Origin of the sequence: Trinickia caryophylli, from assembly GCF_034424545.1 — a bacterium.
GTDB lineage: Bacteria > Pseudomonadota > Gammaproteobacteria > Burkholderiales > Burkholderiaceae > Trinickia > Trinickia caryophylli.
Genome location: NZ_CP139971.1, coordinates 89,345 through 114,265, shown reverse-complemented (window position 1 = coordinate 114,265; position 24,921 = coordinate 89,345). Strand labels below are relative to the sequence as shown.

The 24,921-nt window shown below is 65.1% G+C and carries 23 protein-coding genes; 16 read left to right on the top strand and 7 right to left on the bottom strand.

The window, feature by feature from the left end; genetic code table 11:
* Positions 1-23: 23 nt before the first annotated feature.
* From U0034_RS19840 to U0034_RS19815, 6 genes are read left to right on the top strand one after another with little or no spacing between them, the layout of a single operon-like run.
* Positions 24-1,712, top strand: a complete 1,689-nt coding sequence (locus U0034_RS19840; protein WP_085229846.1) for a cbb3-type cytochrome c oxidase subunit I — start codon at positions 24-26, stop codon at positions 1,710-1,712.
* Between the two features lies 1 nt (position 1,713).
* Positions 1,714-2,313: a cbb3-type cytochrome c oxidase subunit II gene (locus U0034_RS19835; protein WP_085229845.1), complete on the top strand. Its 600-nt coding sequence runs from the start codon at positions 1,714-1,716 to the stop codon at positions 2,311-2,313.
* Positions 2,310-2,903, top strand: a complete 594-nt coding sequence (locus U0034_RS19830) for a c-type cytochrome (protein ID WP_085229844.1) — start codon at positions 2,310-2,312, stop codon at positions 2,901-2,903. Before U0034_RS19835 ends, U0034_RS19830 begins: the two co-directional genes overlap by 4 nt.
* Positions 2,904-2,916: 13 nt before the next feature.
* Positions 2,917-5,199, top strand: coding sequence for a heavy metal translocating P-type ATPase (locus U0034_RS19825; protein WP_085229843.1), 2,283 nt, complete (start codon positions 2,917-2,919; stop codon positions 5,197-5,199).
* A complete protein-coding gene (locus U0034_RS19820) occupies positions 5,196-6,440 on the top strand; it encodes a molybdopterin-dependent oxidoreductase (RefSeq protein WP_085229842.1) in 1,245 nt (414 codons plus the stop codon). The genes U0034_RS19825 and U0034_RS19820 overlap by 4 nt, the downstream gene beginning before the upstream one ends.
* A 13-nt stretch (positions 6,441-6,453) precedes the next feature.
* Positions 6,454-6,888, top strand: a complete 435-nt coding sequence (locus U0034_RS19815) for a c-type cytochrome (RefSeq protein WP_085229841.1) — start codon at positions 6,454-6,456, stop codon at positions 6,886-6,888.
* Positions 6,889-6,992: 104 nt separating this feature from the next.
* On the opposite strand, the gene U0034_RS19810 is transcribed toward U0034_RS19815, so the two are convergent.
* On the bottom strand, positions 6,993-8,048 hold the full coding sequence (locus U0034_RS19810; RefSeq protein ID WP_085229840.1) for an alpha/beta hydrolase: 1,056 nt from the start codon (positions 8,046-8,048) through the stop codon (positions 6,993-6,995).
* Between the two features lie 537 nt (positions 8,049-8,585).
* On the opposite strand from U0034_RS19810, the gene U0034_RS19805 reads away from it, so the two are divergent.
* From U0034_RS19805 to U0034_RS19790, 4 genes are all read left to right on the top strand, one after another.
* Positions 8,586-8,933, top strand: a complete 348-nt coding sequence (locus U0034_RS19805; RefSeq protein ID WP_085229839.1) for a DUF4148 domain-containing protein — start codon at positions 8,586-8,588, stop codon at positions 8,931-8,933.
* Between the two features lie 291 nt (positions 8,934-9,224).
* Positions 9,225-10,124 carry a LysR family transcriptional regulator gene (locus U0034_RS19800; protein ID WP_085229838.1) on the top strand — a complete coding sequence of 300 codons (900 nt, stop codon included), beginning with the start codon at positions 9,225-9,227 and terminating at the stop codon, positions 10,122-10,124.
* 254 nt (positions 10,125-10,378) lie between these two features.
* On the top strand, positions 10,379-11,329 hold the full coding sequence (locus tag U0034_RS19795; protein WP_085229837.1) for a LysR family transcriptional regulator: 951 nt from the start codon (positions 10,379-10,381) through the stop codon (positions 11,327-11,329).
* 20 nt (positions 11,330-11,349) lie between these two features.
* The gene (locus U0034_RS19790; RefSeq protein ID WP_139831210.1) at positions 11,350-11,706 is read left to right on the top strand and encodes a hypothetical protein; all 357 of its coding nucleotides are present in this window, start codon (positions 11,350-11,352) and stop codon (positions 11,704-11,706) included.
* Positions 11,707-11,965: 259 nt separating this feature from the next.
* On the opposite strand, the gene U0034_RS19785 is transcribed toward U0034_RS19790, so the two are convergent.
* From U0034_RS19785 to U0034_RS19760, 6 genes are all read right to left on the bottom strand, one after another.
* Positions 11,966-12,343 (bottom strand): DUF3331 domain-containing protein, encoded by a 378-nt coding sequence (locus U0034_RS19785; RefSeq protein ID WP_085229906.1) that lies wholly within the window; start codon positions 12,341-12,343, stop codon positions 11,966-11,968.
* A 69-nt stretch (positions 12,344-12,412) separates the two neighbouring features.
* Positions 12,413-13,372: a helix-turn-helix domain-containing protein gene (locus U0034_RS19780; RefSeq protein ID WP_085229835.1), complete on the bottom strand. Its 960-nt coding sequence runs from the start codon at positions 13,370-13,372 to the stop codon at positions 12,413-12,415.
* A gap of 250 nt (positions 13,373-13,622) precedes the next feature.
* Entirely contained in the window at positions 13,623-14,303 is a 681-nt protein-coding gene (locus tag U0034_RS19775; RefSeq protein ID WP_085229834.1) for a response regulator transcription factor, read from the bottom strand.
* Positions 14,293-15,828, bottom strand: coding sequence for a two-component system sensor histidine kinase NtrB (locus tag U0034_RS19770; protein ID WP_085229833.1), 1,536 nt, complete (start codon positions 15,826-15,828; stop codon positions 14,293-14,295). Before U0034_RS19770 ends, U0034_RS19775 begins: the two co-directional genes overlap by 11 nt.
* Before the next feature lie 99 nt (positions 15,829-15,927).
* The gene (locus U0034_RS19765) at positions 15,928-16,314 is read right to left on the bottom strand and encodes a response regulator transcription factor (protein ID WP_085229832.1); all 387 of its coding nucleotides are present in this window, start codon (positions 16,312-16,314) and stop codon (positions 15,928-15,930) included.
* Between the two features lie 334 nt (positions 16,315-16,648).
* A complete protein-coding gene (locus U0034_RS19760) occupies positions 16,649-17,470 on the bottom strand; it encodes an alpha/beta fold hydrolase (RefSeq protein ID WP_085229831.1) in 822 nt (273 codons plus the stop codon).
* A gap of 368 nt (positions 17,471-17,838) precedes the next feature.
* Between U0034_RS19760 and U0034_RS19755 the strand changes: the two genes are divergently transcribed.
* The 6 genes from U0034_RS19755 (at position 17,839) to U0034_RS19730 (ending at position 24,883) form a co-directional block, all read left to right on the top strand.
* On the top strand, positions 17,839-18,351 hold the full coding sequence (locus U0034_RS19755; protein ID WP_386092510.1) for a Dps family protein: 513 nt from the start codon (positions 17,839-17,841) through the stop codon (positions 18,349-18,351).
* A 353-nt stretch (positions 18,352-18,704) separates the two neighbouring features.
* A complete protein-coding gene (locus U0034_RS19750; RefSeq protein ID WP_085229829.1) occupies positions 18,705-20,036 on the top strand; it encodes a sensor histidine kinase in 1,332 nt (443 codons plus the stop codon).
* Between the two features lie 74 nt (positions 20,037-20,110).
* The gene (locus U0034_RS19745) at positions 20,111-21,406 is read left to right on the top strand and encodes an MFS transporter (RefSeq protein WP_085229828.1); all 1,296 of its coding nucleotides are present in this window, start codon (positions 20,111-20,113) and stop codon (positions 21,404-21,406) included.
* A gap of 205 nt (positions 21,407-21,611) precedes the next feature.
* Entirely contained in the window at positions 21,612-22,643 is a 1,032-nt protein-coding gene (locus tag U0034_RS19740) for a DUF4331 family protein (protein WP_085229827.1), read from the top strand.
* Positions 22,644-22,775: 132 nt separating this feature from the next.
* Entirely contained in the window at positions 22,776-23,897 is a 1,122-nt protein-coding gene (gene nicT, locus U0034_RS19735; RefSeq protein ID WP_244142494.1) for a Nickel transporter NicT, read from the top strand.
* Positions 23,898-23,983: 86 nt separating this feature from the next.
* A complete protein-coding gene (locus U0034_RS19730; RefSeq protein ID WP_085229826.1) occupies positions 23,984-24,883 on the top strand; it encodes an SDR family oxidoreductase in 900 nt (299 codons plus the stop codon).
* Positions 24,884-24,921: the final 38 nt, after the last annotated feature.

The window sequence follows — 24,921 nt, the reverse complement described above, 5'->3', positions numbered from 1 at the left end:
TCTCATGCGGAGTTTTTGTCGAAATGAACTTCACGATAGGCACGCTGCTCGCATTGTCGTTCCTGATCTCGGTACTCGGATTGTTCATGTTCCTTTGGGCGCAGATGAACGGCCTGATGCGCGCAGGACCCGATGCGGCCGAAGTGATCTTTGCCGAAGGCGAACTTGGCCAAACCGACGATCCCTCGCTTCCTCGTTCGCATCGCGCCGCGCTTCAACATTCGGTCGATTCCGCGAGCCGAGGCGCCGATGCTCGTGAGCAAGCGTACTCGGTCGCGGATGACGGCGGAGCGTCGAAGGTGCTGGCTACCGAACTGGCTGCGCGTGCCCAGCAGGACGAGTCGAGCCGCGGCCCGGCCTTCGCGTTTCTCAGCTCATCGGTGGTGTGGCTGATATTGGGCTCCATCGCCGGTCTCGTCGCCTCGCAGAAGCTGACGTCGCCCGACTTTCTCACGCAGTCGGCGTGGCTCACGTTCGGCCGCGTGCGTACCGCTCATCTGAACATGGTCATCTATGGATGGGCCTCGATGGCGGGCATTGGCATCGCGCTGTGGATGCTGCCGCGGCTGCTCAAAGCGCCGCTCGCCGGCCAGCGCTATGCCGTAATCGGCGCGTGGCTCTGGAACGCAGGCGTGGCTGCCGGCATCGCCGCCATTCTCTCGGGCTGGACCGACGGCCTGCAATGGCTCGAAATTCCCTGGCAGATCGGTATCTTCCTCGCGGCGGGCGGTGCCTTCACGGCCGTGCCGCTCCTCATGACGATCGCGCGGCGCACGACCCACCATCTGTATGTTTCCGTCTGGTACCTCGCCGCCGCGCTGCTCTGGTTTCCGATCCTCTATATCGTCGCCAAAGTGCCCTACGTGCATTTCGGCGTCGAGCAGGCCATCGTCAACTGGTGGTTCGCGCACAACGTACTCGGCCTCTGGCTCACGCCGATCGGGCTCGCCGCCGCCTACTACTTCATTGCCAAGGTGCTCGGGCGCCCGATCTATTCGTATCACCTCTCGCTCGTCGGCTTCTGGGCCCTCGCCATGTTCTACAGCCAAGCCGGCATTCATCACCTGCTCGGCGGGCCCGTGCCGCAATGGCTGCAAAGCGTCTCGGTCGTGCAAAGCGTGATGATGATCGTGCCGGTGCTGGCCGTCGGCGTGAACCACCACATGACCGTCGTCGGGCACTTCGCGGCGTTGAAGCATTCCCCTACGCTGCGTTTCGTCGTGCTGGGCGCCGTGCTCTACACGCTCGTCTCGCTGCAGGGCTCGCTCGAGGCACTGCCCTTCTTCAACCGCCTCGTCCATTTCACGCAGTACAAGGTCGCACACGCGCATCTGGGCCTCTATGGCTTTTTCTCGATGATCATGTTCGGCTCGATCTACTTCGCGATGCCGCGCGTACTCGATCGAGAGTGGCCGTACCCCGCGCTTATCCGCCTGCATTTCTGGCTCGCCGCGACCGGCTTCGCCATCTACTTCGTGTCGCTGACGATCGGCGGCATCCTGCAGGGTATCGCGCTGCTCGATCCGGCCCGTCCCTTCATGGATTCGGTCCGCGTACTCACGCCATATCTGCAGGCGCGCACGCTCGGCGGCGCACTGATGACGGGCGGCCATTTCGTCTTCGCCTATCACTTCTTCGCCATGGTGTTCGGCCGGCAAACGACGCGCTCGGGCTCCTCGCTACCGAGCAATGCACTCTCCATGGGAGCCTGACATGAACCGCATTCTGACGATCGCGGTCGGCTCGTTGATCATGCTCGCAATGGCAACGCTCGTGCTGGTGGCGCTTCCGTACCGGCAACTGCGCGACGAGGCGCCTCCGGAGGCACTCAAGCCTTACACGGTCGCGCAATTGCGCGGGCGCGCCACCTACGTGAACATGGGCTGCGTCTATTGCCACTCGCAGCAGCCGCGCGCCGCCTCGCTCGGCCCCGACGCACTGCGCGGATGGGGGCGCCCATCGGTGCCGGCCGACTACGCGTACGACTATCCGCATCTGCTCGGCGTGGCGCGCACGGGCCCCGACCTGTTCAACATCGGCGCACGCCAGCCAAGCGCCGCGTGGCAGCTCGCGCATCTTTACCAGCCGCGCGCGGTCTCGCCGTCAAGCGTGATGCCGGCGTATCCGTTCCTCTTCGAAGTGATCGACCGCGCACGTCCCGGCGACACCGTCGTTCAGCTGCCGCCGAGCTATGCCCCGGCCAACGGCAAGCAGGTGGTCGCATCGCAGGACGCGCTGGACCTCGTCACATACCTGAGCGCCCTTAACCACACTTATCCGGCCCCTGCCGATTCGTCGGGAGCAATGAAATGAGCAAACACGACAAAGCCGAAGTCAACGCCGTGCGGGCCCGCGAGCATGCGGAGCCCTTCGAGCGCGCCAATCCCGTACCGTGGCTGCTGGGGCTCGTGGCCGCCGGGCTGCTGGTCTGGGGCGTGAGCTACTTTCTGTTGAATCCGGCGCTCGGACCTGGCGAGCAACCCGCGGCCGCCGCGGCCAACGCGAGCCCTTCGGCTGCGACCGTAGCCGCGCCCGACGGCGCCCAGATCTTTGCGAGCCGCTGCGCCTCGTGCCATCAGGCGAGCGGTGCGGGCCTGCCCGGCGTGTTCCCGCCGCTTGCGGGCTCCGAGTGGGTCAACGGCGATCCCAAGATCGTCGCGCGCATTCTGCTGCTCGGCGTGACGGGCAAGATCACCGTGGCCGGCGCCACTTTCAACGGAACGATGCCGGCGTTCGGCACCACGCTCGACGATGCGCAGATCGCCGCCGTCGCCTCACACGTCCGATCGAGCTTCGGCAATAAATCACCCGCGCTCGCGGCGGATCTCGTCAAGGCGGAACGCGCGACGATCGGCAATCGCACGACGCCATGGGCAGGCGAAGACGAACTCAAGCATCCGTGAGGAAAGCCCGCGCATGACACCCGCTTCGCCCGACAGCGCAACGCTCGATGTGCGCGGCATGTGGTGCACGAGCTGCGCCAATGCGCTTGAGCGCGTATTGCAGCGGCAGCCCGGCACCATCGATGCCCGCGTGAGCTTTGCGTCGGAATCCGCAACGCTCGAGTGGGACCCGCGCCGAACGTCGCTCGAACGCCTGCTCGAAGCCGCAGCCAAGCTTGGCTACGTGTGCGAGCCAGAGTCCGACGCGCCTGAGCGTCGCGCGCATACCGCCGCGCTGCTCCAGGATCTGGCCATCCGACTCGCGGTGGCCGCGTTCTGTTCGATGTGGGTGATGACGGCGCAAACCACGCTCTATTTCACCTCGACCGCCACGGTGCCAGGGCCCGTCCGTTACTGGCTCGCCGTGCTGGCCGGCGTGGCCACGCTTCCCGTGGTCGCCTATTGCGCACAGCCATTTTTTCGTGCCGCGTGGCGCACGCTGCGCGCTCGCGTGCCGGGCATGGACTGCCTTGTCGCGATGGGTGCGAGCGCCTCGTGTCTGTTGTCGATCGTGCAGCTCGCGCGCGGCGAATCGACCGTCTATTTCGATTCCGCCGCCATGATCGTCACGTTCCTGCTCGCCGGCCGGTGGCTCGAAACGCGGGTGCGCAGCGGCACCGCCGATGCCGTGCGGACGCTGCTCGAGCTGCCGGCGCAGACGGCCCGCGTACTCGGAACGGACGGCTCGCAAGCGGTCATGCTCGCCAAGCGCGTGAGCCGCGGCAGCATCATCCGCGTACTGCCGGGCGAGCGTCTCCCGCTCGACGGCATCGTGACCGAAGGCCGATCGTCGCTCGACCGGTCTCTCCTCACAGGCGAAAGCGAATTCGACAGCGTAGGCCCCGGCTCTTTCGTCGAAGCGGGCACGCTCAACGCGGAGGGCGAATTACTCGTGCGCGTGAACCACGAATGGGGAGAACGGCGCGTCGATGCAATCGCGCGCAGCGTACGCACCATGCTCGCTCGAAAGACCGCTTCGCAAGCCATCGCCGAGCGCTTTACGCGCCGCCTCGTGCCCGGCATTGCGCTCATCGCGCTGCTCGTCTTCTGCGTCGGCGCGTTGTCGGGCATGAGTGGGCCCGACGCGCTCGAACGCGCCGTCGCGGTGCTGGTCATCACCTGCCCTTGCGCGCTCGGAATGGCCGTACCGCTCGCGCTCGGCGCCGGCGTGGGCCGGGCCGCCCGGGCAGGCATCCTCTTTCGCGACGTCGAGGCGATCGAAAAAGCGGGTCGTCTGTCGATATTCTTTCTCGACAAGACCGGGACCTTGACCGAAGGCAAGCCCCACCTCGTTCGCCTATCGCCAGCCGCGGGCGTGCGCGACAGCGATCTCGTAGAAGAGGCGGCGCTCGCCGAGCGCGGCAGCGAACACCCGATCGCCGCGGCCATCCGCGCGCTCGTCCCGCCAACGAGGCTCGCCGCAGCGGTGGATGCCCCGGCGGGCAGCTCGCGTGCCGTGCCGGGTGCCGGCGTCGAGTGGCACGGCGCCGCTGGTCAATGCATTCTCGCCGGCACCGCCCGTTTTTTGCGCAACAGCGGCGTGGCCGTGCCCGACGTGGACGACTCGACCACGGCCGTCCACGTCGCGCGCGACGGTCGATGGCGCGGCATGCTCGGCTTCGCCGACCGTCCACGCGAGGGCGCGCGGCGCGCACTTGCGGCGCTGCGCGCGCAATGCGCCACGATCGCGATGCTCACCGGCGACCGCGAACAGGTCGCCCGCGCCATTGCCGAGGCCGTGGGCATCGGCGATATCGCAATCTTCGCCGCGCACACGCCCGAGCAAAAGGCCGCGCGGATCGTAGCCGCACAGCGCGCCGGCAACGGCAAGGTCGCCTTCGTCGGCGATGGTTTGAACGACGCGCCAGCGCTCGCTGCCGCCGATGTTGGCATCGCCGTGGGCAGCGCGTCGCCGGCCTCGATGGCTGCCGCCTCGATCGTGCTCGTCGATGCCGGCGTGGAGAAGCTCGAGGAGGCGCTCTTTCTCGCACGCCGCACCGCACGAGTCATGCATCAGAACCTCGCCGCCGCAGCCGTCTACAACGCGCTGGCGATCCCGCTGGCCGTGGCCGGCTTCGTGTCGCCCGCCACGGCCGCCGCATTGATGGTCGCGAGCTCGCTATCGGTCACGTTCAATGCGGCGCGTCTGGCAGGCCGCGCCCGCACGCCTTCGCAACGCCACGCCTCGTCGCGCGGCTCACCGCCTTACCCACAAGCCTTGTCCATCGCAATCGAACCGACCAGGAGGATTTCATGAGCGAACACGACTTCGATCCCGTTTCGCGCCATCGGCGCAGGCTATTGGGCAGCCTGGGCGCGCTCGGCGCGGCCGCGTTCGCCGCGCCGTTGCTCGCACGCGCCGCGCAAAGCGAATTCGTCGATCTGCCGTTCGAAAACGGCCGCCGCCCGATCACGTCGGATCTGCCGCAAAAGTCCGGGATGATTCTGCAGCGCACGCGTGCGCCGCTGCTGGAAACGCCCTTCGAGGTCTTCGACCGCGGCGTCTTCACGCCGAACGATCGCTTCTACGTGCGCTGGCACCTTCCCAACATCCCGACGTCGATCGACCCCGCCACGTATAGGCTCGCCGTTCGCGGTCATGTCAAGCGAACGCTGAGCCTCACGCTCGACGATCTGATGCGCAAATTCCCGCGCTATGAGATTGCCGCGGTCAATCAATGTTCCGGCAACTCGCGCGGCTTCTTCAATCCGCGCGTGCCGGGCGGCCAGTGGGCGAATGGCGCGATGGGCAATGCGCTGTGGATGGGCGTTCGTCTCAAAGACGTGCTGGACCACGCCGGCGTGCGCGGCAACGCCGTTGCGGTGCGCTTCGACGGGCTGGACTCGGGTGTGATTCCGCAAACGCCGAAGTTCCTGAAGTCGCTTGCCGTCGATCATGCGCGCGATGGCGAAGTGATGCTGGCGTATGCGATGAACGGCGAGCCGCTGCCGCTTTTGAACGGGTACCCGCTGCGGCTCATCGTGCCCGGCTGGTACGCCACGTATTGGGTCAAGATGCTGACCGATATCGAAGTGCTCGACCGTCCTGACGATAATTTCTGGACGGCCAAGGCTTATAAGGTGCCAGACAATCACTTCGCCAATATCCACCCCGGTGAGACGGACGTACCGCAGATCCCGATCAACCGCATGCTGCCCCGCTCGTTCTTTACGAACCTGCGCACCGGCGACAAGATCGGTAGCGGTCAGCCGGCGGTCGTACGCGGGATTGCGTTCGGCGGCATCAACGCGCTCGCGCGTGTGCAGTTGTCGGTCGACGGCGGCCGGACATGGGCCGATACGTCGCTCGGACACGACTACGGAAAATACAGCTTTCGGCAGTGGCAAACGAGTGTCAGCTTCCCCCAGCGTGGCCAGCAGACGCTGATGGTCCGGGCGATCGATTCCACCGGCCAGGCGCAGCCGCCCACACCGAACTGGAACGGCGCCGGCTTCATGCGCAACGTCATCGAGTCGATTCAGGTCGACGTGGCCTGACAGGGAGAAACCAATGAACGCGAAACTGAAGCGCATGGCGCTCATGCTGGGCGCGCCGATCGTCATCGGCGCCATCGCCGGCGTCGTCGGGCAACGTTACCTGCCCGAATCGATTGCCGCCCAAGCCGCCCGGCAGGAGGCCATCGCGCCGCCCGTGCACCTGGCGGTTCTGAACGTCACGTTGCCGCCCGGCGAATCGACCTTCCCACCAGGGCCCGGCGTCGAGATCGCCAATGCGAACTGCGTCATGTGTCATTCGACTGGCATGGTGCTGCGTCAGCCGCCGCTCACCGTCAGCGAATGGAAAACCGAGATCATGAAAATGCGCAGCGCCTTCGGTGCGCCGATCACGCCCGACCAGATCGATGGGCTCGCGCATTATCTGAACACCATCGACGGCCGCAAGCCGGCGGCCGGCCCCTCGGGGGTCGACAACCAGGCGAGCTGAGCCGCCTATCGAGCCCGACCGTTGGCGTTGGAAAGAAAAAGCCCCTCACGGGGCTTTTTCGTTTTTGGCGTCTTGCCCCTCGACGATTCGGGGCAGATCCGAGCCTATTTGCCGATATGCTCGCGGATGGCCGTGCTGATCTGTTGCAAAGCAGCCTCGGTCGAAGGTACGTTGCGCAACGCATTGAGCAGTACGAAATCGTGGATCGTGCCGTTGTAGCGCACCGCCGCCACGCTCACGCCCGACTCCTTCAGCTTGCGGGCATAAGCTTCGCCTTCGTCGCGCAGCGGATCGTTTTCCGCCGTGACCACGAGTGCCGGCGGCAGGCCCTCGAGCTCCCTGGCGCTCGCGCGCAAAGGCGATACATAGGGATTATTGCGTGTGTTCGCGTCCGGCGCGTACAGATCCCAGCCGTACTTCATGAATGCGCGAGCAAGGAAGCGCCCGGTCCCGTAGGCGTGATACGAAGGGGTATCCACGCTCGCATCGGTTGCCGGAATCAACAGCGCCTGGAAACTGATCTTCGGCCCGTTGCGGTCCTTATCCATCAGCGTGAGCGCCGCTGCCATATTGCCGCCAACCGAGTTGCCCGCGACCGCGATGCGCGTGCCGTCGGCGCCGAATTCGGAGGCATGGGCCGCTGCCCACTTCAGCGCGGCATACGACTCTTCCATCTGAGTCGGAAACTTCGCCTGCGGTAACGGCGTGTACTCCACGAACACGCCCACCTGTCCGGATTCCACCACGAGGTCGCGCAGCAGCCGCTGGTGATTGGCGAAATTGCCGACGATCCACACGCCGCCGTGAAGGAAGAGCAGCACGCCCGGCGTCCCTTCCGTGTGCTCCGGCTTCATGATGTAGAGCTTCACCGTGCGGCCGTCCTCCGTGATCGTGCGCTCGGTCGTCGTCACGCCCGACATATCGACCGGGGTTTGATTCTGCAGGTTCGTCAGGATCTCCTGCGGCTTCGGCTGCGGCAACGTCCAGAACGGGCTGCTGTCCTTGTCGATCTTCTCGAGAAACGATCGGACCTGCGGGTCGATGTGGGGGTCTGTTGCAGGATTCGCGGGCGCGGCCGCCATGGACGATTGCGCGATACCGATCGCGGCGACTGCGGCGACCGCCAAAGACGCGGCCTTGATCGTGAATTTGCTGTGCATTCCGGGTTCCTTTCAAGTTGTTCGAGTGGACCTTCATGACGGCGGCAACCAGCCGCGTGCCGAACCGAAACGCCGTCCCGCCGCCCCTCCCTGCGCGTATGGGAGGCGGAGCAATCGTGCCGGTTGCAATAACCGGCTTCGTTCGTAAACCGCGAGACGCTTTTCTAATCGAACGATCGAAGCATTCGCGCCTCGCGCGAATGCAACGCACGGATGGATGCGGGAGATATAACCGCGCGACATGGCTCGCATCTCAACGTTGCATTTTTCGCGAGCCCGCTCTTTCACTAACCTTGTCTCATCGACTCGCGATCGATGGACGCCAAAAGCGACATCGATACGATCGGGTGGCGTGAACGCTTCGGAGTGCTCCGATGGAATAGATCCCGGGGCCCGGTGGTTAACAGAAGTGAGATCGCCATCAAACGCGCGCCATGAGTTCATGGGCCGTCTGTCAGGCCTTTGTCTCGGCAGCACTATGCAGTTTTATCAACCGCGACATGACGTTCGCGTTCAACCTGTTCAAGGAGCTTCACCATGAAAACGCTTGCCTGCCTCGCCATCGCTATCGGTACCCTCGCCAGCCCCGTCCTTACGTTCGCCCAAAGCAACGCACCCGTAACGCGCGCCGAAGTGCGCGCCGATCTGGTCCGCATCGAGCAAGCCGGCTACAACCCGGCAATCGGCAGCGATCCGCACTACCCCGACGATATCCAGGCCGCCGAGGCAAAAGTCGCGGCAGAGCAGCACCCGGTCACGAGCGATGTCGGCGGCTCACCGGCGAACGGGGCCTCGGGAAGCGGCATGCACGTTCACACCGCTACGCGCGCACCGTCGGCCTGCGTCGGGCCCGTGAGCTTCTGCGACGTCTACTTCGGCAGCTGATCGCGCATGGCGCCCGCATCGTCCAGCCGAACCGGCACACCTGCCGGCTCGGCTGGGCCGGGCACTCGCTTCACCGTGCAGACCGTGCATTGACCGTGCATTGACGAGTCGCTACCGCAGGGCCCAACCCCGCACGTTCCTTATATGAACGGATCACGCTGACCCGCGCGACATACGCAGTCTCCCCCCATCCTTCCCCCCCCGTCGCTGCATACGATGCATCCCCTGCCGCATAATCACGGCGTCGGCAATCCCGCCCGTGCGCTATCCGTTCCTCTTTGCCTTGCCTTCATGAACTTCACTCACCTCTTCGCCTTTTACGAGGTTGCCCGTGCAGGCAGCATCAGTGCCGGCGCCGAGCGGCTGCACGTCAGCCAGCCCGCCGTCACGCGCGAGATCCGCGAGTTGGAGGACCGCCTCGGCATGATTCTTTTCGATCGCCTGCCGCGCGGCGTGTCGCTGACGGAGGGCGGCAAGCTGCTCTACGAATACGCCGCCCGGATCTTCACGCTGGCCGACGCCGCGGAAAAGGAAATCGAGGAACTGGCAGGGCTCGGCTCGGGCCATATGAAGATCGGCGCGAGCGGTACGCTGGGCGTCTATTTCGTGCCGGACGCGATCGCACGCTTCAACGCCTGCCATCCCCGTGTCGCCATCGATCTCACCGTCACCAATACCGAACGCGTAGAAGCCGGGTTGCGCGATTTGACGTTCACGATCGGCTTCATCGAAGGGCCGTTCGACGATACGATCCTGCACGCGCGACGTATCGGATCGGACGAAATCGCCGTGGTGGCGGCAGCCGGGCATCCCCGCGCCGGCTCGACGCTGCGCGCGCGCGAACTCGTCGACAAGGCCGTGATCATGCGCGAGCCGGGCTCCGGCACGCGTGCCACGCTCGAAGACGTCTATCGCCGCGCGGGCCTCGATATCGAGCCGCTGATGTCGGTGAGCGACACGGAGGCGATCAAACGAATGCTGCTCGCCCAGCACGCGCTCGCCTATATTTCGACGCTGAGCATCAAGGAAGAACTGCGACGCGGCGAATTGACGATCATCGAGGTCGAGGATTTGCGGATCGAGCGGCCGCTGCATATGGTCTGGACCAAGGGCCGATCGCTCTCGCCTAGCAGCCAGGCGCTTTTCGATCTCGTCATCGCGTCGACGGCCGCTCAGCAAGGCTGGCGGTAACGCGAAAACCGTAAGCGGCGCAACGCCGAAGCCGCCGCCGGCCCCCGCTCGCGCGGCGCAACTATACGCGAGGATGAGGCGAGCGACCCTATCGGGTAGTCGTTCATCCGAATGTAGGGATAGTTAATTCGGCGCACTCCATTTATCTTTTCATCCATCGGCAAAGCAGTTTTTCCCATTCCGAACAAGAGTCGCTCCGGCCCGCGCGAGGCCGCCGGAATGCGGCTCGCCGTCATGGAAACGACGAGGTATTCATGGACACGCTCTTGAGCATGCGAATCTTCTCCCGCGTCGTGGAAGCCGGCAGCTTCAGTGCCGTCGCGGAGCACATGGAATGCAGCAAAGCCAGCATCTCGCGCGCCGTTTCGCTGCTCGAGAACCATCTGCGCACCAGGCTTTTGCAGCGCACGACGCGCCGGCTTTCGCTGACCGAGCCCGGTCAGCGCTATTACACGAAGTGCAAACAGATTCTCGCCGAACTCGACGACGCCGAAGCTGAAGCGGGCGGCGCGGGCAAGCGCGCACAGGGCACGTTGCGCGTGCACTGCTCGCCCGATCTCGGACGCGAACAGCTCACGCGCTCGATCGTCGAATATCGGCGGCACTATCCTCACGTCAAGGTCCATGTGAAGTTCCTGCCCGGCCCGGCGCACCTGATCGAGGACGGCGTCGACGTGTCGATTCTTTCGGCGCCCTCGCTGCCCGATTCCGGCAACGTGAGCCGAATGGTCGGCCAGATGGAGCGCGTCCTCGTTGCAGCGCCCGCCTATCTCGCGGAACATCGGATCGATTCGCTCGGCGAGCTGGACGCGCACGCACTCGCGCCGATAGCGATGCATTCCTCGTCCATCGAGCACCGGGGCGAACTCAGCATCGTGAAGCCGGCCATGCGCGAAGCCAACGGGCCGTTCGTCATCAACGACGTGGAAGCCACGCGCTTCGCGGCGCTCGCCGGCGCCGGAGTAGCCGCACTGCCGCTTCACTGCGTGAACGAAGACCTGCGCACGGGGCTGCTCGTTCGTCTCTTTGCCGAACATCGCCTTCAAAGCACCCGTGTTTTCGCAGTCTATGCCTCGCGTCTTTACGTCGATGCCAAGATCAAGACGTTCGTGGATTTTCTCGCATCGCATTTCGGCGCGGCGCTGCAGCCGCGCCCCGAGCAGGCTGCCGAGCCGGCCGTCGCCTGCCTGCTCGCGCAACGCTGATCGCAGCCGGAGTGCTCATCATGGTCCGCACCGCCCCTTCCAAGCTTAGAGTCCGCCGCATGCTCGCCATCGGCTGCATCGCCTGGGCCGCAACCTACGCATGGCAAACGCCAGGGCTGCAACAGGCGCTGCTCGCCGTCGGCGACGACATGCAACTGCCGCTGGAACGCCTCGCCACCGACGCCGGTGACGCAACGGCCATCCGCGAGGCTACCGCCCAGCCCGCTTCGTCGAGCCGAGACCGGCGCCATACGGCTGCGCACGTTCGCGATCAGGCGCAAGCCGTGCTCGACGCGTTACCGGCCGCGTCCGCCAGGAAACACCGGCTCGCGCGCGGCTACGAGCACACGATCACCGACTCCAAGTATTGGACGTGAAGCCCCCCCGGGCCATGAAACGGCGGCCCCAGGCGATACTTGCACGCCGATCGCCAGCTGTCGCACGCGTGCGCAAATGCGAATGCAAGCGCATGCATGCGCTTGCCTATCCCGTCTCCCGCGCTATCTCCCGCGCTGCTTCCTTCAAGTACGACGTACCGTTCGAATGAGAACGAGCGCCCTCCGGGGGCGCTCGCGTCGGTTCTTGCCGACGGCTCACGCGGCGCTTGCGAATTCCCGCGCGCGCCGCGGCGCGAGATCAAAGCGGCGCAGCCGCCTCGAGCACCGACGCGAGAATCATCGCCTCGGCATTACGCGGCAACGGGCGGTTGGAGGGCCTGTAGACCGAATCTCCACGCGCTATTGCCTTCCCGCTCATCGCGCAGACGCCGGCCACGCGTGCGCGCGCCGCGCGCCATAGCTGGTCGCCGTAACTGCAGCGTGTGGATTCGCGCCATTCGATCGTTGCAGTGGTGGGTGTGGGGCGATCGATCACTTTGACCGCGACACGCGCAGGTGCTTTCGCAACGGGCACTGCGCGGTCGAAAACCGCCTCGTTGCGCCAGGCGTTCACGGCACCCGACAAGAGCCCGATGGTTTGCATCCATGGATCGACGGTCTTTACATTGGCCAGCATGATGCGACTCCCGGAAAAATGTGTCTTGAACATCGGTTTGGCGAATGCGCCCGAACGCGCATGCACGGCTCAGCGGGCTTCGTTGACGCTCGAGCGCCAGCAAAACGGCGTCTGCCCGACGAAGCGCTTGAACACCGTCGTGAAGTGGGCCTGCGAGCGAAAGCCGGAACTCAGCGCGACATCGATGACGCTTTGCTTCGATGTCCGCAGCAGATGCTGCGCATGCTCGATGCGCCGCCGCAGCAGATATTCGTGCGGTCGCACGCCCGTTGCGCGGCGAAACTGCGCCGCGAAATGCATGCGCGTGAGCCCTGCGCTTCGCGCGATATCCGCCAGGCCGATGCTCTCGGACAGATGCGCGTCGATATACTCGATCACGCGTTTCATGCGCCACGGCGGCAAAGCTGCGGGCTCGCGCGTGTCGGCCGCCTGCTCGGTGAAATGACGGCCGACAAGCCGTGAGACGATGGCAAGGCTGACGCTTTCGGTGAAGACCTTGCCGAGCGCCGCATCGCTCGTTTGCGAAACAGCCAGCGCCTGCCCAAGCCGTTCCAAAGCCGGGTCGCGGATCAGATTCGGATTGCCAAGCACGATGTCGCCGGCATGCGGGCGATGAAAGACGTCTTCATAGCACTCGCCGAGTACGTCCTGCGAAACGAAGAGGTGCATCGCATCGACTGCCGATTCGAAAACGGCCGTGACGGGCATGCCCGGCGCCGTGACCTGCACGACGCCCGCAAGCACGCGTCCTTCCACGATCCGGCGGCCGGCATGGCTGAACGTCAGCGAGGCGCATTTGAGGTTCAATGCGATGCAATGGTCCGACGCATTGCCGGGATGCGAGACTTCGAGCGGGCCCATATCGTGAAGCGTCCAGCGCGACACCGTCACGCCGCCGAAGCGGGACTCGCGTGACGACCGATGCGGGGCCGGACAGCGCCACTGCTCTTCCGCATCGATGACGGAAACCCGCCGAGGCGCCGCGACGTCGGCCGCGGGGTCGAGAAGAGGAACGACTGTACTGATCATGATTTGTCCGTCCGATACGATGGCATGGCGGCTGTCCGATGACGGTTACCGCAATGACTCAACGTTAATTGAACGGCCAAGGCACGACCAGTCTACGTAGGGTTGCTCGCGCCGCCTATTGGTTAGGTCCACCTATATGTAGGTATAGTCGCGGCGCACAGTGTGGGAAGCGAGCGCCGTGGATACGGCACGCGCCCTGCGCGGGCGCGCTGAACGGCAGGCAAAGCGAAGGGGAAAAAAGCGAAGGACGTCAGTTGCGCTGAAGGCGTATGGAAGCGGAGGCGGTATCCAGCGGCGCCTTTACGCCAAGCGCTTCGGCTTTCAGAACGAAATCGGCCAGTGAACGCGATTCCATCTTTTTCATGGCCTGGCCGCGGTGAATCTTGACGGTAATCTCGCTTAGATTCATCTCGGCCGCGATTTGCTTGTTCATCAGGCCGCTCGCCACGAACGCCATGACTTCGCGCTCGCGCGACGTCAGGGATTCGTAGCGCCGGCGCAGCTCGGCCATCGAGCGATGAGCGCTGCGCCGCTCCTGGTCCTTTGCGAGCGCGTTTTCCACGGCATCCAGCATGTCCTGATCCCGAAACGGCTTCGCCAGAAAGTCGGTCGCCCCCGCCTTCATCGCTCGAACCGACATCGCGATGTCGCCATGCGCCGTCATGAAGATGATCGGAATCCGCAGTTCGCCCGCTGCTGCGATCTGCTCTTGGACGGCAAGGCCGCTTTGGCCTTTGAGACGAACGTCGAGGATGAGGCAGCTCGGCACGTCGGGCTTTTCGAACGCCAGGAAATCCTGCGCCGAGGCAAACGGCTCCACGCGCAAGCCGACCGAACGGAGCAGCATGCCGACTGCGCTGCGCATCGAATCGTCGTCGTCGACGACATAGACGATCGGCTGGCTCGCGGCATCTTCCGCATCAGTGCTCATCACACGTTTCCTCATTCAGCGGTAATACGAATTGCATGATCGTGCCGCAGTGCTCCTGCGATTCGGCCCAGATGCGGCCGCCGTGCGCTTCCACGATGGATCTGCAGATCGACAGCCCCATTCCCATGCCGTCCTTTTTCGTCGTGAAAAAGGCGTTGAACAGCCGGCTCGAATGCTCGGCGCTCACGCCGATTCCGGTGTCTTCGACGGCGACCTGCGCCTGCCGGCCGCGCGTCGCCTGCGTACGAATGCGCAGGCATCGGGGCCGGTCGGTGACGTCGGTTACGTCGGTGACGTCGGTTACGTCGGTGACGTCGGTGACGTCGGTGACGTCGGTGACGTCGGTGACGTCGGTGACGTCGGTCATCGCCTGGATGCCGTTCAGCAAGAGATTGATGATGACCTGCTGCAACTGGACCCGATCGCCGCGCACCAGCGGCGCGGGCTCGGCGTACTCCGCCCTGACCTCGATCCGCTGGCTGTCCAGCTCGCCGCGCAGCAGTTCGAGCGATTCTCTCACAATCACATTCAGGTCGAGCACCGCCTCCTCCTGGGCGCGCTTGCAGGCCAGCTTGCGGATACGCCGGATCACTTCGGCCGCGCGTTGCGCGTCGCGAATCATCTGCTGAATCGACATCTCGACCTCGCTCAGATCGGGCTGAGGCCGGTGAAGCCAACGCAACGCGGCGTCGCCGGCCGTGACGAGCGCCGCAAGCGGCTGGGTAACCTCATGCGCGATCGAGGCCGCCATCTCCCCCAGCATCGTCACGCGCGTAGCGTGGGCAAGTTCGGCCGTCGAGCGCCGCAGCTCGGCTTCCATGTGTTTGCGGTCGGTAATGTCGTTGTTCGTCGCGAGAACGGCGAGCGGCCGCCCGCCGCGATCTCGCCACAGCGCCCAGCGGCTCGAGATCATGACCGTCTGGCCGTCCTTGCGCACACGTTGGAGTTCGCCCTGCCATTGCCCCACGCGCAGCACTTCGCGGCGGATATCGTCGAGCGACATGCTCGCGTTCGTTTGCGTCAACTCGTGAATCGACTGCCCGATGGCTTGCTTCGCGCTCCACCCGTACAGTTCCTCCGCGCCCTGGTTCCAGAACGTGATGCGATCGTTCATATCGTGGACGACGATCGCATCGTGAGTCAGATCGAGCAGTTGCAGGCGTTCGCGCAGAATCGCCGTGCTGGCGAGGTTGCGCAGCGAGAGCATCGCGGTCGTGGCGATAGCCAGCAGGCTCACGGCGCAGCGCGCGGCGGCGCCGCCCTGATAGCCCGCTCCCACGTCATGGGACAGGGCAAACGCGAGCAGCGTGAGCGCCACGCAGACGCAGGCTGCCCCCGCGGTGGCGGGACGCGAACCGGCTGACGCCACGAGCAGCACGACGGCCACGTAGAGCACGGCGACGGCGATGTCGAGCGGTGTGAAAGCGTCGATGGCAAATACGAGGACGCCAATGGCGGCCGCAAGGAGGTACAACACGTGTGCGTTGTCACGCCATGGCGTGACGATTCCAGGGCTCGGTATCATCGCGATATGGCGGCGTGCGCCCGCACGAAATGAAGATGGCGGCGCGCGCGTTCGACGGCCCGCCTGCGCAGGCCTTGGCGCGTCAGCTCGCGGCAACGCTCAGGACGCGGCACCGGCACGGCCGTCCTTCAACGTATCGAGCCGCCGCGACATCTCGGTCGCATCGACGGGCTTGCTCAGCACGCACATCGCGCCGAGGTCGAGCGCCTGACGGCGAACCGCATCGGAAGCGTACGCGGAGATGAACATGACGGGGGGCGCGAGCCCGCGCCCGACGAGACGCCGATACATCTCGAGCCCGGAAATGCCGGGCATCTGGACATCCGAGATGATGCAGGTGACATCGCCAATGCCGTCGGACTCGAGAAACTGCTCGGCCGACCCGTAGAGCCGAACCGCCCACCCGAGCGAGCGCAGCAGGCTCGATGTGGCAAGGCGGACGGATTCGTCATCGTCGATGATCGAAACGATTGGATTCTTACACAAACCGGGTCCTCGACCTGAATTACGATGACAGCGGCCGTCATGCGGCCAGCCCCCGACGAAGGCATCTTAATGAAAAGACGCTGCCGGGAAAATCATATGTAGGTATAGTCGCCGCGTGCGGGCGAACGGGCTTGGAGGAAGCGCCCCGAACAACGGCCATCGCCGGCGCGATCGTCGAGCCGTTTGAAAGAACCGATCCCGGCAGGCCGGCTGGGACGGTACACGCCGCGCCGAACGGACGTTCTGCGCTCAGGAGCGGATGGCGGCACTTCGCGAACCGAAGTACCGCCGTGCCCGGCGCGACACCCGAGCGGCGGTGTCGCGCTGCCTGCGGTCACTTCCGAATGAATGCCGCCAGATCCGCGTTGACCTGATCCGCGTGCGTCGTACACATGCCGTGCGGCGCGCCCGGATACACCTTCAGCGTGCCCTGCGGAACGATTTCGACGGTCAGGCGGCCGGAATCGTCGATCGGAACGATCTGGTCGGCATCGCCTTGCAACACCAGCGTCGGGACCGTCATTTTCTTCAGATCCTCGGTGAAATCCGTCTCCGAGAACGCCTTGATACAGTCATAGGCGCTTTTGATCGAGCATTGCATGCCGGCATACCAGAACGCGTCGACCGTGCCTTCGGACACCTTTGCGCCCTCGCGATTGAAGCCGTAAAAAGGCGTGGCCAGATCGTTGAAGTACTGCGAGCGGTTCTCGATGACGCCCTTGCGGATGTCGTCGAAGACGGCAAGCGGAAGACCGCCGGGATTCGCAGCCGTTTTCAGCATCAGCGGCGGAACGGCTGCAATCAGTACAGCCTTGCACACGCGCTGCGTACCGTGCCGGCCGATATAGCGCGCCACCTCGCCGCCGCCCGTCGAATGGCCCACGAGCACCGCATCCTTCAGATCGAGAAACTCGATCAGCTCGGCCAGATCGTCGGCATACCGGTTCATGTCGTTGCCACCCCAGGGCTGGCTCGAGCGGCCGTGCCCACGCCGATCGTGAGCGATCACGCGGTAGCCGAGCTCCGCAAGGTACATCATTTGGGCATCCCACGCGTCGGCGTTCAAGGGCCACCCATGCGAAAACACGACGGGCTGACCGCTACCCCAATCCTTGTAGAAGAGTTCGGTACCGTCTTTCAATGTGAACTTCGCCATCGCTCATGCTCCTTCGTGAAGGTGGATTTGGCCGCCGCAAACGGCATGCGCCGTCGCAGCCATTCCGTTGGGAATGCGCACGCCAGCGGCGGCGGCAATTCGTGCGATCCGCACCGCTCGTGCGAGCGGCCCGATTGTGTGGCCCGATCGCGCGCCGAGCCAGTATCGAATGGGTCCGGCCGCCGCTCTTTTCGATAGCGACCAGCGTTTTCGTATCCGCACGGCGCGGCTGCGAGGCTCGACGCACGCCCGGCCTCCCGGCGGCCGTCGTGCGAATCCGCAAACAGGCGCTCGATCCCGAAGGCAGGCGAGCCGGGCCGCGCTCAAGATCGAGCCCGCGCCCCCATTCATCGTCGTTTGCAAGGAGCATTGCGATGTCACTCGGACACTCCACCGCCAATGCGGTCTCCGGCCGCCCCGCCCTCGGGTTCGACCAGGAAGCGATCAGCGAAATCTCGGCCCAGCTCAATCCGCTGCTGGCGGACGTATTCGCGCTTTACCTGAAAACGAAGAATTTTCATTGGCACATGTGGGGTTCGCATTTCCGCGACTACCATTTGATGCTCGACGAGCAAGGCGAGCAGCTTTTCGCCATCACCGACGACGTCGCCGAACGCGTGCGCAAGATCGGCGGCACGACGCTGCGCTCGATCGGCGATATCGCCCGCCACCAGCGGCTGGCCGATAACGACGCGGTCGGGCTCGCACCGGCGCAGATGCTCGGCGATCTGCGCAACGACAACCTGCTGCTAGCCGATCTCATGCTCTCGGCGCATGCGATCTGCGAGAAGCACAACGACGTGGCCACGGCCAGCCTGCTCGAAAACTGGATCGACGAAGCTCAGCGGCGCGCGTGGTTTCTCGCCGAAGCCTGCCGATAAGAGATCGCGTTGCGGCACGCGGCGGCTGTCGTGCCGCCGCCGAATTGCGCCACCGCATTGCGCCACCGAATCGCTCAAAACAGAAATTGCGGATTCGCGGCTCCCCTATACCTGCGCTATGCCTGCCATATGCGTCGGCGCCATTGCCCGAATCGCCCATCCCAATGCCTGCGTCTGCCTCCTCCCGCGCAGGCACCGCTTGCCCATTTTCTCTCCCGCGTGCCGTGCATTGCGCCGATTTCGCATCCGTTCCCCATTTTGATTTTGTATAATCGCGGCAAATTTTTCGTAGCGACGTCCCATCGCCGAGGTGGGGGTTCGTCGCCAGGACGTTCCCCAACGGCGCCTTCAGCATGAATGACCCTCGAGCAGCGGCGCCAGTCGCGTCGAAGACGAAGACCGATATGGGCAAAAGCCGCGACATTGCGTCTGGCGAGCAGGCTTTCGTCGACGAATCGTTCCGCTTCGCACCGATTCCGATCCTCATCGAGGATTGGTCGCACATCAAGCAGCGGATGGACGCGCTGCGGCAAAGCGGCGTGGACGATCTCGATGCGTATCTCGACGCGCATCCCGGCGTCATCGAGGAGCTTCGCGCCCTGCACGCTTTCGTCGACGCCAACGATGCCACGCTGGCGCTCTTCGGCGCCCCCTCCAAGGACGTCTTCTTCGCCTGGGCCCGCGATCTGCTGCCCGCCAACCGGATCAGCAACGCACAGGTACTGCGTGCGATATTCGAGGGCCGCCCGTTGTGCGAGGGGGAACGCACGCTCTCGACGCTGGACGGCAGAAAAGTGCCGATCGTCTGGCGGTGCTCGCTGCCCGAGGAAACCGCCCGGTATCGGCGGCTGCATTTCTACGCATTCGACGTCACCGAGCACAAGCGCAACAGCGAACGACTGCAGGTGCTCCAAGCGGAAATGGCCCGCACCGCGCGCGTGTCGATGGTCGGGCAGCTCGTTGCATCGATCACGCACGAGATCGGCCAGCCACTCGGCGCGATCCGCACGGCACTCGATGCCGCGGTCCGCTGGCTCGACCGGCCGCAGCCCGAGATCGGCGAGGCGCTCGTCGCTTTCCGCTACGCCTCGCGCTGGACCGACGATATGGCCGCGATCTGCCGGCGGTTGCGCAGCTTTCTCGTCAGCGCCCCCGTGGAGGCGGTCGAACTCGACTGCACCGATATCGTCGATTCGGCGATGCATCTGATCGCCTCGGAGGCCAACGCGAGGGCGATACCGCTCGCGGCGGACATCGAGCCCGGCATCAAGGCGTACGCCGATCGTATTCAGCTTCAGCAAGTGCTGACGAATCTGCTCATCAACGGCATTCACGCGATCGAGGCGGCTCGTGGCGAAGGGCGGCAGCCGCTGTTGCGCGTGCGCGTGGTGAGCGACGGCGGTGCGCACACGCGTTTCGAAGTGCTCGACACCGGATGCGGAATCCGGCCCGAGCAGGCGGACGCCATTTTCCAGCCGTTTTCGAGTACGAAGAGCGATGGCATGGGTATGGGGTTGCCGATTTCGAAGTCGATCGTCGAGGCGCACGGCGGCAGAATCTGGATCGGGTCGACCGGCGACGAAGGCACCCGTTTTTGCTTCACGCTGCCGCGCTGCGCGCAATCGTTCTCGCACGCCACGCAGTATCCGGTTTGCGAGGCGGGCGGCGAGCGCTCGCCCTCTTGATGTTCACGTCCACCGCAAACAGGCTCGGCTATCGCGCGCGCATCAGCCCCCTGTAGCATCGTGAGTTTCACGCCATGCGTATCGTTCATGACACAAGCGGGCCCGGCGAAGCGGCCGCGCTCCGCTTTCCCCCGCGCACGCTCGCGACGATCGTGCTCGCCAACGCGCTCGAGTTCCTCGACTACTTCTCCTACGCCACGTTCTCGGCGTTCATTACCGCCGCATTTCTTCCGCAGGCCACGCACGCGTATGCAAGTCTGCTTTCGCTCGGGGCGTTTGCTGCCGGATTTCTTTCGCGGCCCATCGGCGCATTCCTCATCGGCACCTATGCGGACACACGCGGCCGAAAGCCGGCGCTCCTGCTGACTTCCGCGTTGGTCACGGCCGGCACGCTCGGCCTTGCCGCAATACCCGGTTATGCGACGCTCGGCATCTGCGCTCCGATTGCCGTACTCGCATGCCGCATTTTGCAGGGCATCGCGATTGGCGGGGAAATGGGTTCGTCCAGCGCCTTGCTGATCGAGCATTGCTCCTCCGCACGCAAAAACACCTACGCCGGCTGGCTCATGGCCGGCCAGGGCCTGGCGCTCATGATGGCCGGCGCGTGCGGCATCGCATTGCACGGTCTCTTGACGTCCGCGCAAATGGCGCAGTGGGGCTGGCGAGTTCCGTTCGCACTCGCGAGCGCGCTGATACCGGTGCAGATCTATCTGCGCCGCCACATCGATGAAAATTGGCACGAACCGCGGGGCCGGCTGCCGCTCGCCACGATGGTCACACGGCATCGGCGGCAATGGCTGATCGCGATCGTGCTCATCTTCGGCGGGACGGTACCGACCTATGTCGCCACCTATACGACGACGTTCGGGATCGGCAGCGCCCGTCCCTCCGCCTATGCCGCGTTCATGACGACCGCGGCCGTGGGCGCCGTCACGTTCGTGCTGTCCCTCGCGGGCGGCCGGCTCGGCGATCGGTTCGGGCCCCTGCGCACCATCGTGCTCTCCCGCCTGCTGACGATGGCCGTCGTCCTGCCCGCGTTTCATTTCGCGCAGGTCCGCCCCGATGCGACGACGCTGCTTGTCGTCGTCGCTCTTTTCGCGGGCCTGTCGGCGCTTGGCGGCGGCCCGAGCATCGTCGCGATCCTCGAAATGTTTCCGGTACGCGGTCGTGCGGTCGCGATGTCGCTCGCGTATGCGGTCAGCGTGGCGCTTTTCGGTGGCACCGCCCCGCTCGTCGTTGCATCGCTCGATCTGTGGACCGGCACGCATGTCGCCGCCGCCTGGTACATCTTCGTCTCCGGCGCGATCACCGTCCTGACGATCGTTTCCGTTCGCGTGCCGCGCCCCGGCAACGTGCCGGCCGGCCGCTGAGCAAAACACCCCCTACCCGGCGGCATCCGAGCCGCCGCGCCGAGTGTGCCGAGCCGATCCCTACGGCGCAGTGCAAATCGGCAATCCCGATCCGTTCCGGACAACCTCCGCGCACCCGCCGCTCCACAATCCACTCGACGCTAAACGCGCGTGGCTGGCGCGCCGGCAACACCACCCGTAACGATACTTCGGAAAGGATCGATTCATGTCCCACCACCTCGACTCCCCGCTCGCCCGTCAGGATGTACGCCTCGACATCACCGATCTTTACTGCTTCCGCGGCCAGACGGGCACGGTGTTCGTCATCAACGTCTGCCATTCGATTGCCGGCGATGTGCCGACACCGGGCTATCACCCCGAAGGTTTCTACGAATTCAAGATCGACCTCGATCGCGATGCCGTGGAAGAACTGACCTATCGCATCGTGTTCGACGAGCGCGACGCCGAGGGGCGCCAACGCTTCGTGCTGCGCCGGATTGCCGGTGCCGATGCCACGAACCCGCACGCGCAGGGGACGGTCGTGGCCGAAGGCCGCACCGACGAAACGGCGAGTGCGCCCTCGGGTATCCGCGTCTGGGCCGGCAAGGCCGGCGATCCGTTCTGGATCGAGCCCGACGTTCTGCATGCCGTCGGTCATGCATTCCAGGACGGCACGCCGCTCGATCTCGGAGATTGGACACCGGACCAGGCGCGCAATCTGTTTGCCGGCCATACGGTTTATTCGATCGTGCTCGAAGTGACCGATGCCGAGTTGCTGGTGCACGCAGGCGAGAACCGCGAAATCGGCGTGTGGGCCGTGGCGACACTGGCAACCGATGCTGGCGGCTGGCGTTCGATCAATCGCGTCGGCCTGCCGATGATTCATCCGCTCTTCACGCAGTACAACGAAGACCTGGGCGACCGCCTGAACGCCGGGCATCCCGCCGACGATTTCGCCGTCTACGGCGCGACGATCATCAAATCGATCGCCGGCGCCGTCGAAGCCAACGGCACGACCGCCGACCCGCAGGGCTATGCGCTGGCCGTTGCCCGCCGCTTCCTTCCGAACATCCTGCCCTACAAGGTCGGCACGCCCGCGGTGTTCGGCATGGCCGAGTGGAACGGACGGTCGCTCACCGACAATGCGCCCGACGTCATGTTCACGATCGCGGCCAATACGCCGATCAGTCTGGGGATCGGCAAGGAATCGGTCACCTCGGGGCCGTCGGATGTCTTCCCCTACGTGCCCAAAGCCTGACGCGCGCCGGCATTCGCCGGCCCGGCAGGCGTCACGTCCAAGGTCTGCCGGGCCTGGCGTCCTCGCCGCCATTCAACCGTATTCGCAGAGGCTGCCATGCATCCACGTCCAAGTAAGGCGCTGCCAGCGACGATGCGCGGAACCACGCACATGCATCTGGCGCGCGCCCACGTGCCGGTCGTCGCGATGACGGCTTTCATCGCGCTCTTGCACCTCGTCGGGTGGGCCACGCTGATCGTGCTCGTCGTTCCGCTGCATGCGAGCATCGGCTCGAAGGTCTTCGGCGTCGGCACCGGCCTGAGCGCCTACATGCTCGGCGTGCGACACGCTTTCGATGCCGACCACATAGCCGCCATCGACAACACGACGCGAAAGCTCGTGGGCGAAGGCCGACGCTCGCTGTCGGTGGGCTTCTGGTTCTCGTTCGGCCATGCGAGCATCGTGTTCGGACTGACGCTGCTGATCGCGCTCGGCGCGCACACGCTGTCGGCGCACGTGGCCACGCCCGGCTCCGCCTTCCATACGGTTGCGGGCATGCTGGGCGCCGCGATCTCCGGCGGTTTTCTCTACCTGATCGCCGCCATGAACGTCGTCGCCCTCTTCGACATCTGGAAGATCTTCCGGACGATGAAGACCGGGTACTTCGACGAAGCCTCGCTCGAGCACGGGCTGCATCGGCGCGGCCTCGTCAGCCGCCTGCTCGGCCCGTTCATGCGGCTCGTGCGCAAGCCGGGCCAGATGTACTTCGTCGGGCTGCTGTTCGGGCTCGGCTTCGATACGGCCACCGAAATCGCCCTGCTCGTCTTGAGCGGCTCGGGCGCGGCCGCCGGGCTGCCCTGGTACGCCACGCTCTGCCTGCCCGTGCTGTTCGCCGCCGGCATGCTGCTCTTCGACACGATCGACGGCTCGTTCATGAACTTCGCTTACGGCTGGGCGTTGCTGAAGCCCGTTCGGAAGGTCTATTACAACCTGGTCGTTACCGGCCTTTCCGTAGCCGTCGCGCTCGTCATCGGCACCGTAGAAATCGTGGGCCTGCTCGGCAACGCCTCGATCGTGCACGGTGCGCTCGCCGTGTGGGCATCGTCCATCGACCTGAACAGTCTCGGCTTTGCCATCGTCGCGCTGTTCGTCGCGACTTGGGCCCTATCGGTTGCGGTCTGGAAGTTCGGCCGTATCGAACGGCGATGGGCGACCAGCCGGCACAGCGCCATACCGGCAGTGGTTCGCACGATTTCTGATCGCAACAACGGATAGCCCCCCGAAGGCGGCGCGATCCGGGCATCGACCCTCGGCCGGCGTTGCCTGCCGGCCTCCCTTCAACGATCGAAAGAGAGTCCATCATGAAACAAGTCATTCTCATTACCGGCGCTTCGAGCGGATTTGGCCGTCTTACCGCGCAACGGCTCGCCCTCGCGGGGCACACCGTCTATGCGTCGATGCGCGACATCGCCGGACGCAATGCGAGCGTGGCCGAGCAAATGGCCTCGTTTTCGAAGCGCGAAGGCGCGGACTTGCGCACGGTGGAACTCGACGTCCAGTCGCAGGCGTCTGTCGATGCGGCCGTGGCAAGCGTCATCGCCGAGACCGACCGCATCGACGTGCTGATCCACAACGCGGGACATATGGTATTCGGGCCGGCCGAAGCATTTACGCCCGAGCAATACGCGCAACTGTACGACGTCAACGTGCTCAGCACGCAGCGCGTGAACCGGGCCGTGCTGCCCCATCTGCGCCGGCGCCGGCAGGGGCTCGTGGTGTGGGTGTCGAGCAGCAGCGCGGCCGGTGGTACGCCGCCTTACCTGGCGCCGTATTTCGGTGCGAAAGCCGCCATGGACGCGATCGCCGTGCTCTATGCGCGCGAATTGTCGCGCTGGGGCATCGAGACCTCGATCATCGTGCCGGGCGCATTCACGAGCGGCACGAATCACTTCGCCCATGCGGGCGTACCGGCCGACGAGGCATGCGTGGCCGAGTACGAGGCCGGACCCTACGCCGGCTTCGGCAAAGAGGTGCAGGAGGCGTTCGCCGCGATCGTCCCGGCCGATGCCGACGCGGGCCTCGTGGCCGAAGCGGTCGCGCAGGTGATCGATGCGCCTTTCGGCAAGCGCCCGTTTCGCGTGCACATCGACCCGACCGAAGACGGCGCCAGCGTGGGTTTCGCGGTGCTCGACCGGCTCCGCGCGGAGATGCTGCACCGGGTCGGGCTGTCCGACCTGCTGAAGCCGCACGTCGAAAAGTAACGGCGGCACGGCCGGGGCGCAACGCATGAGAAACGTCA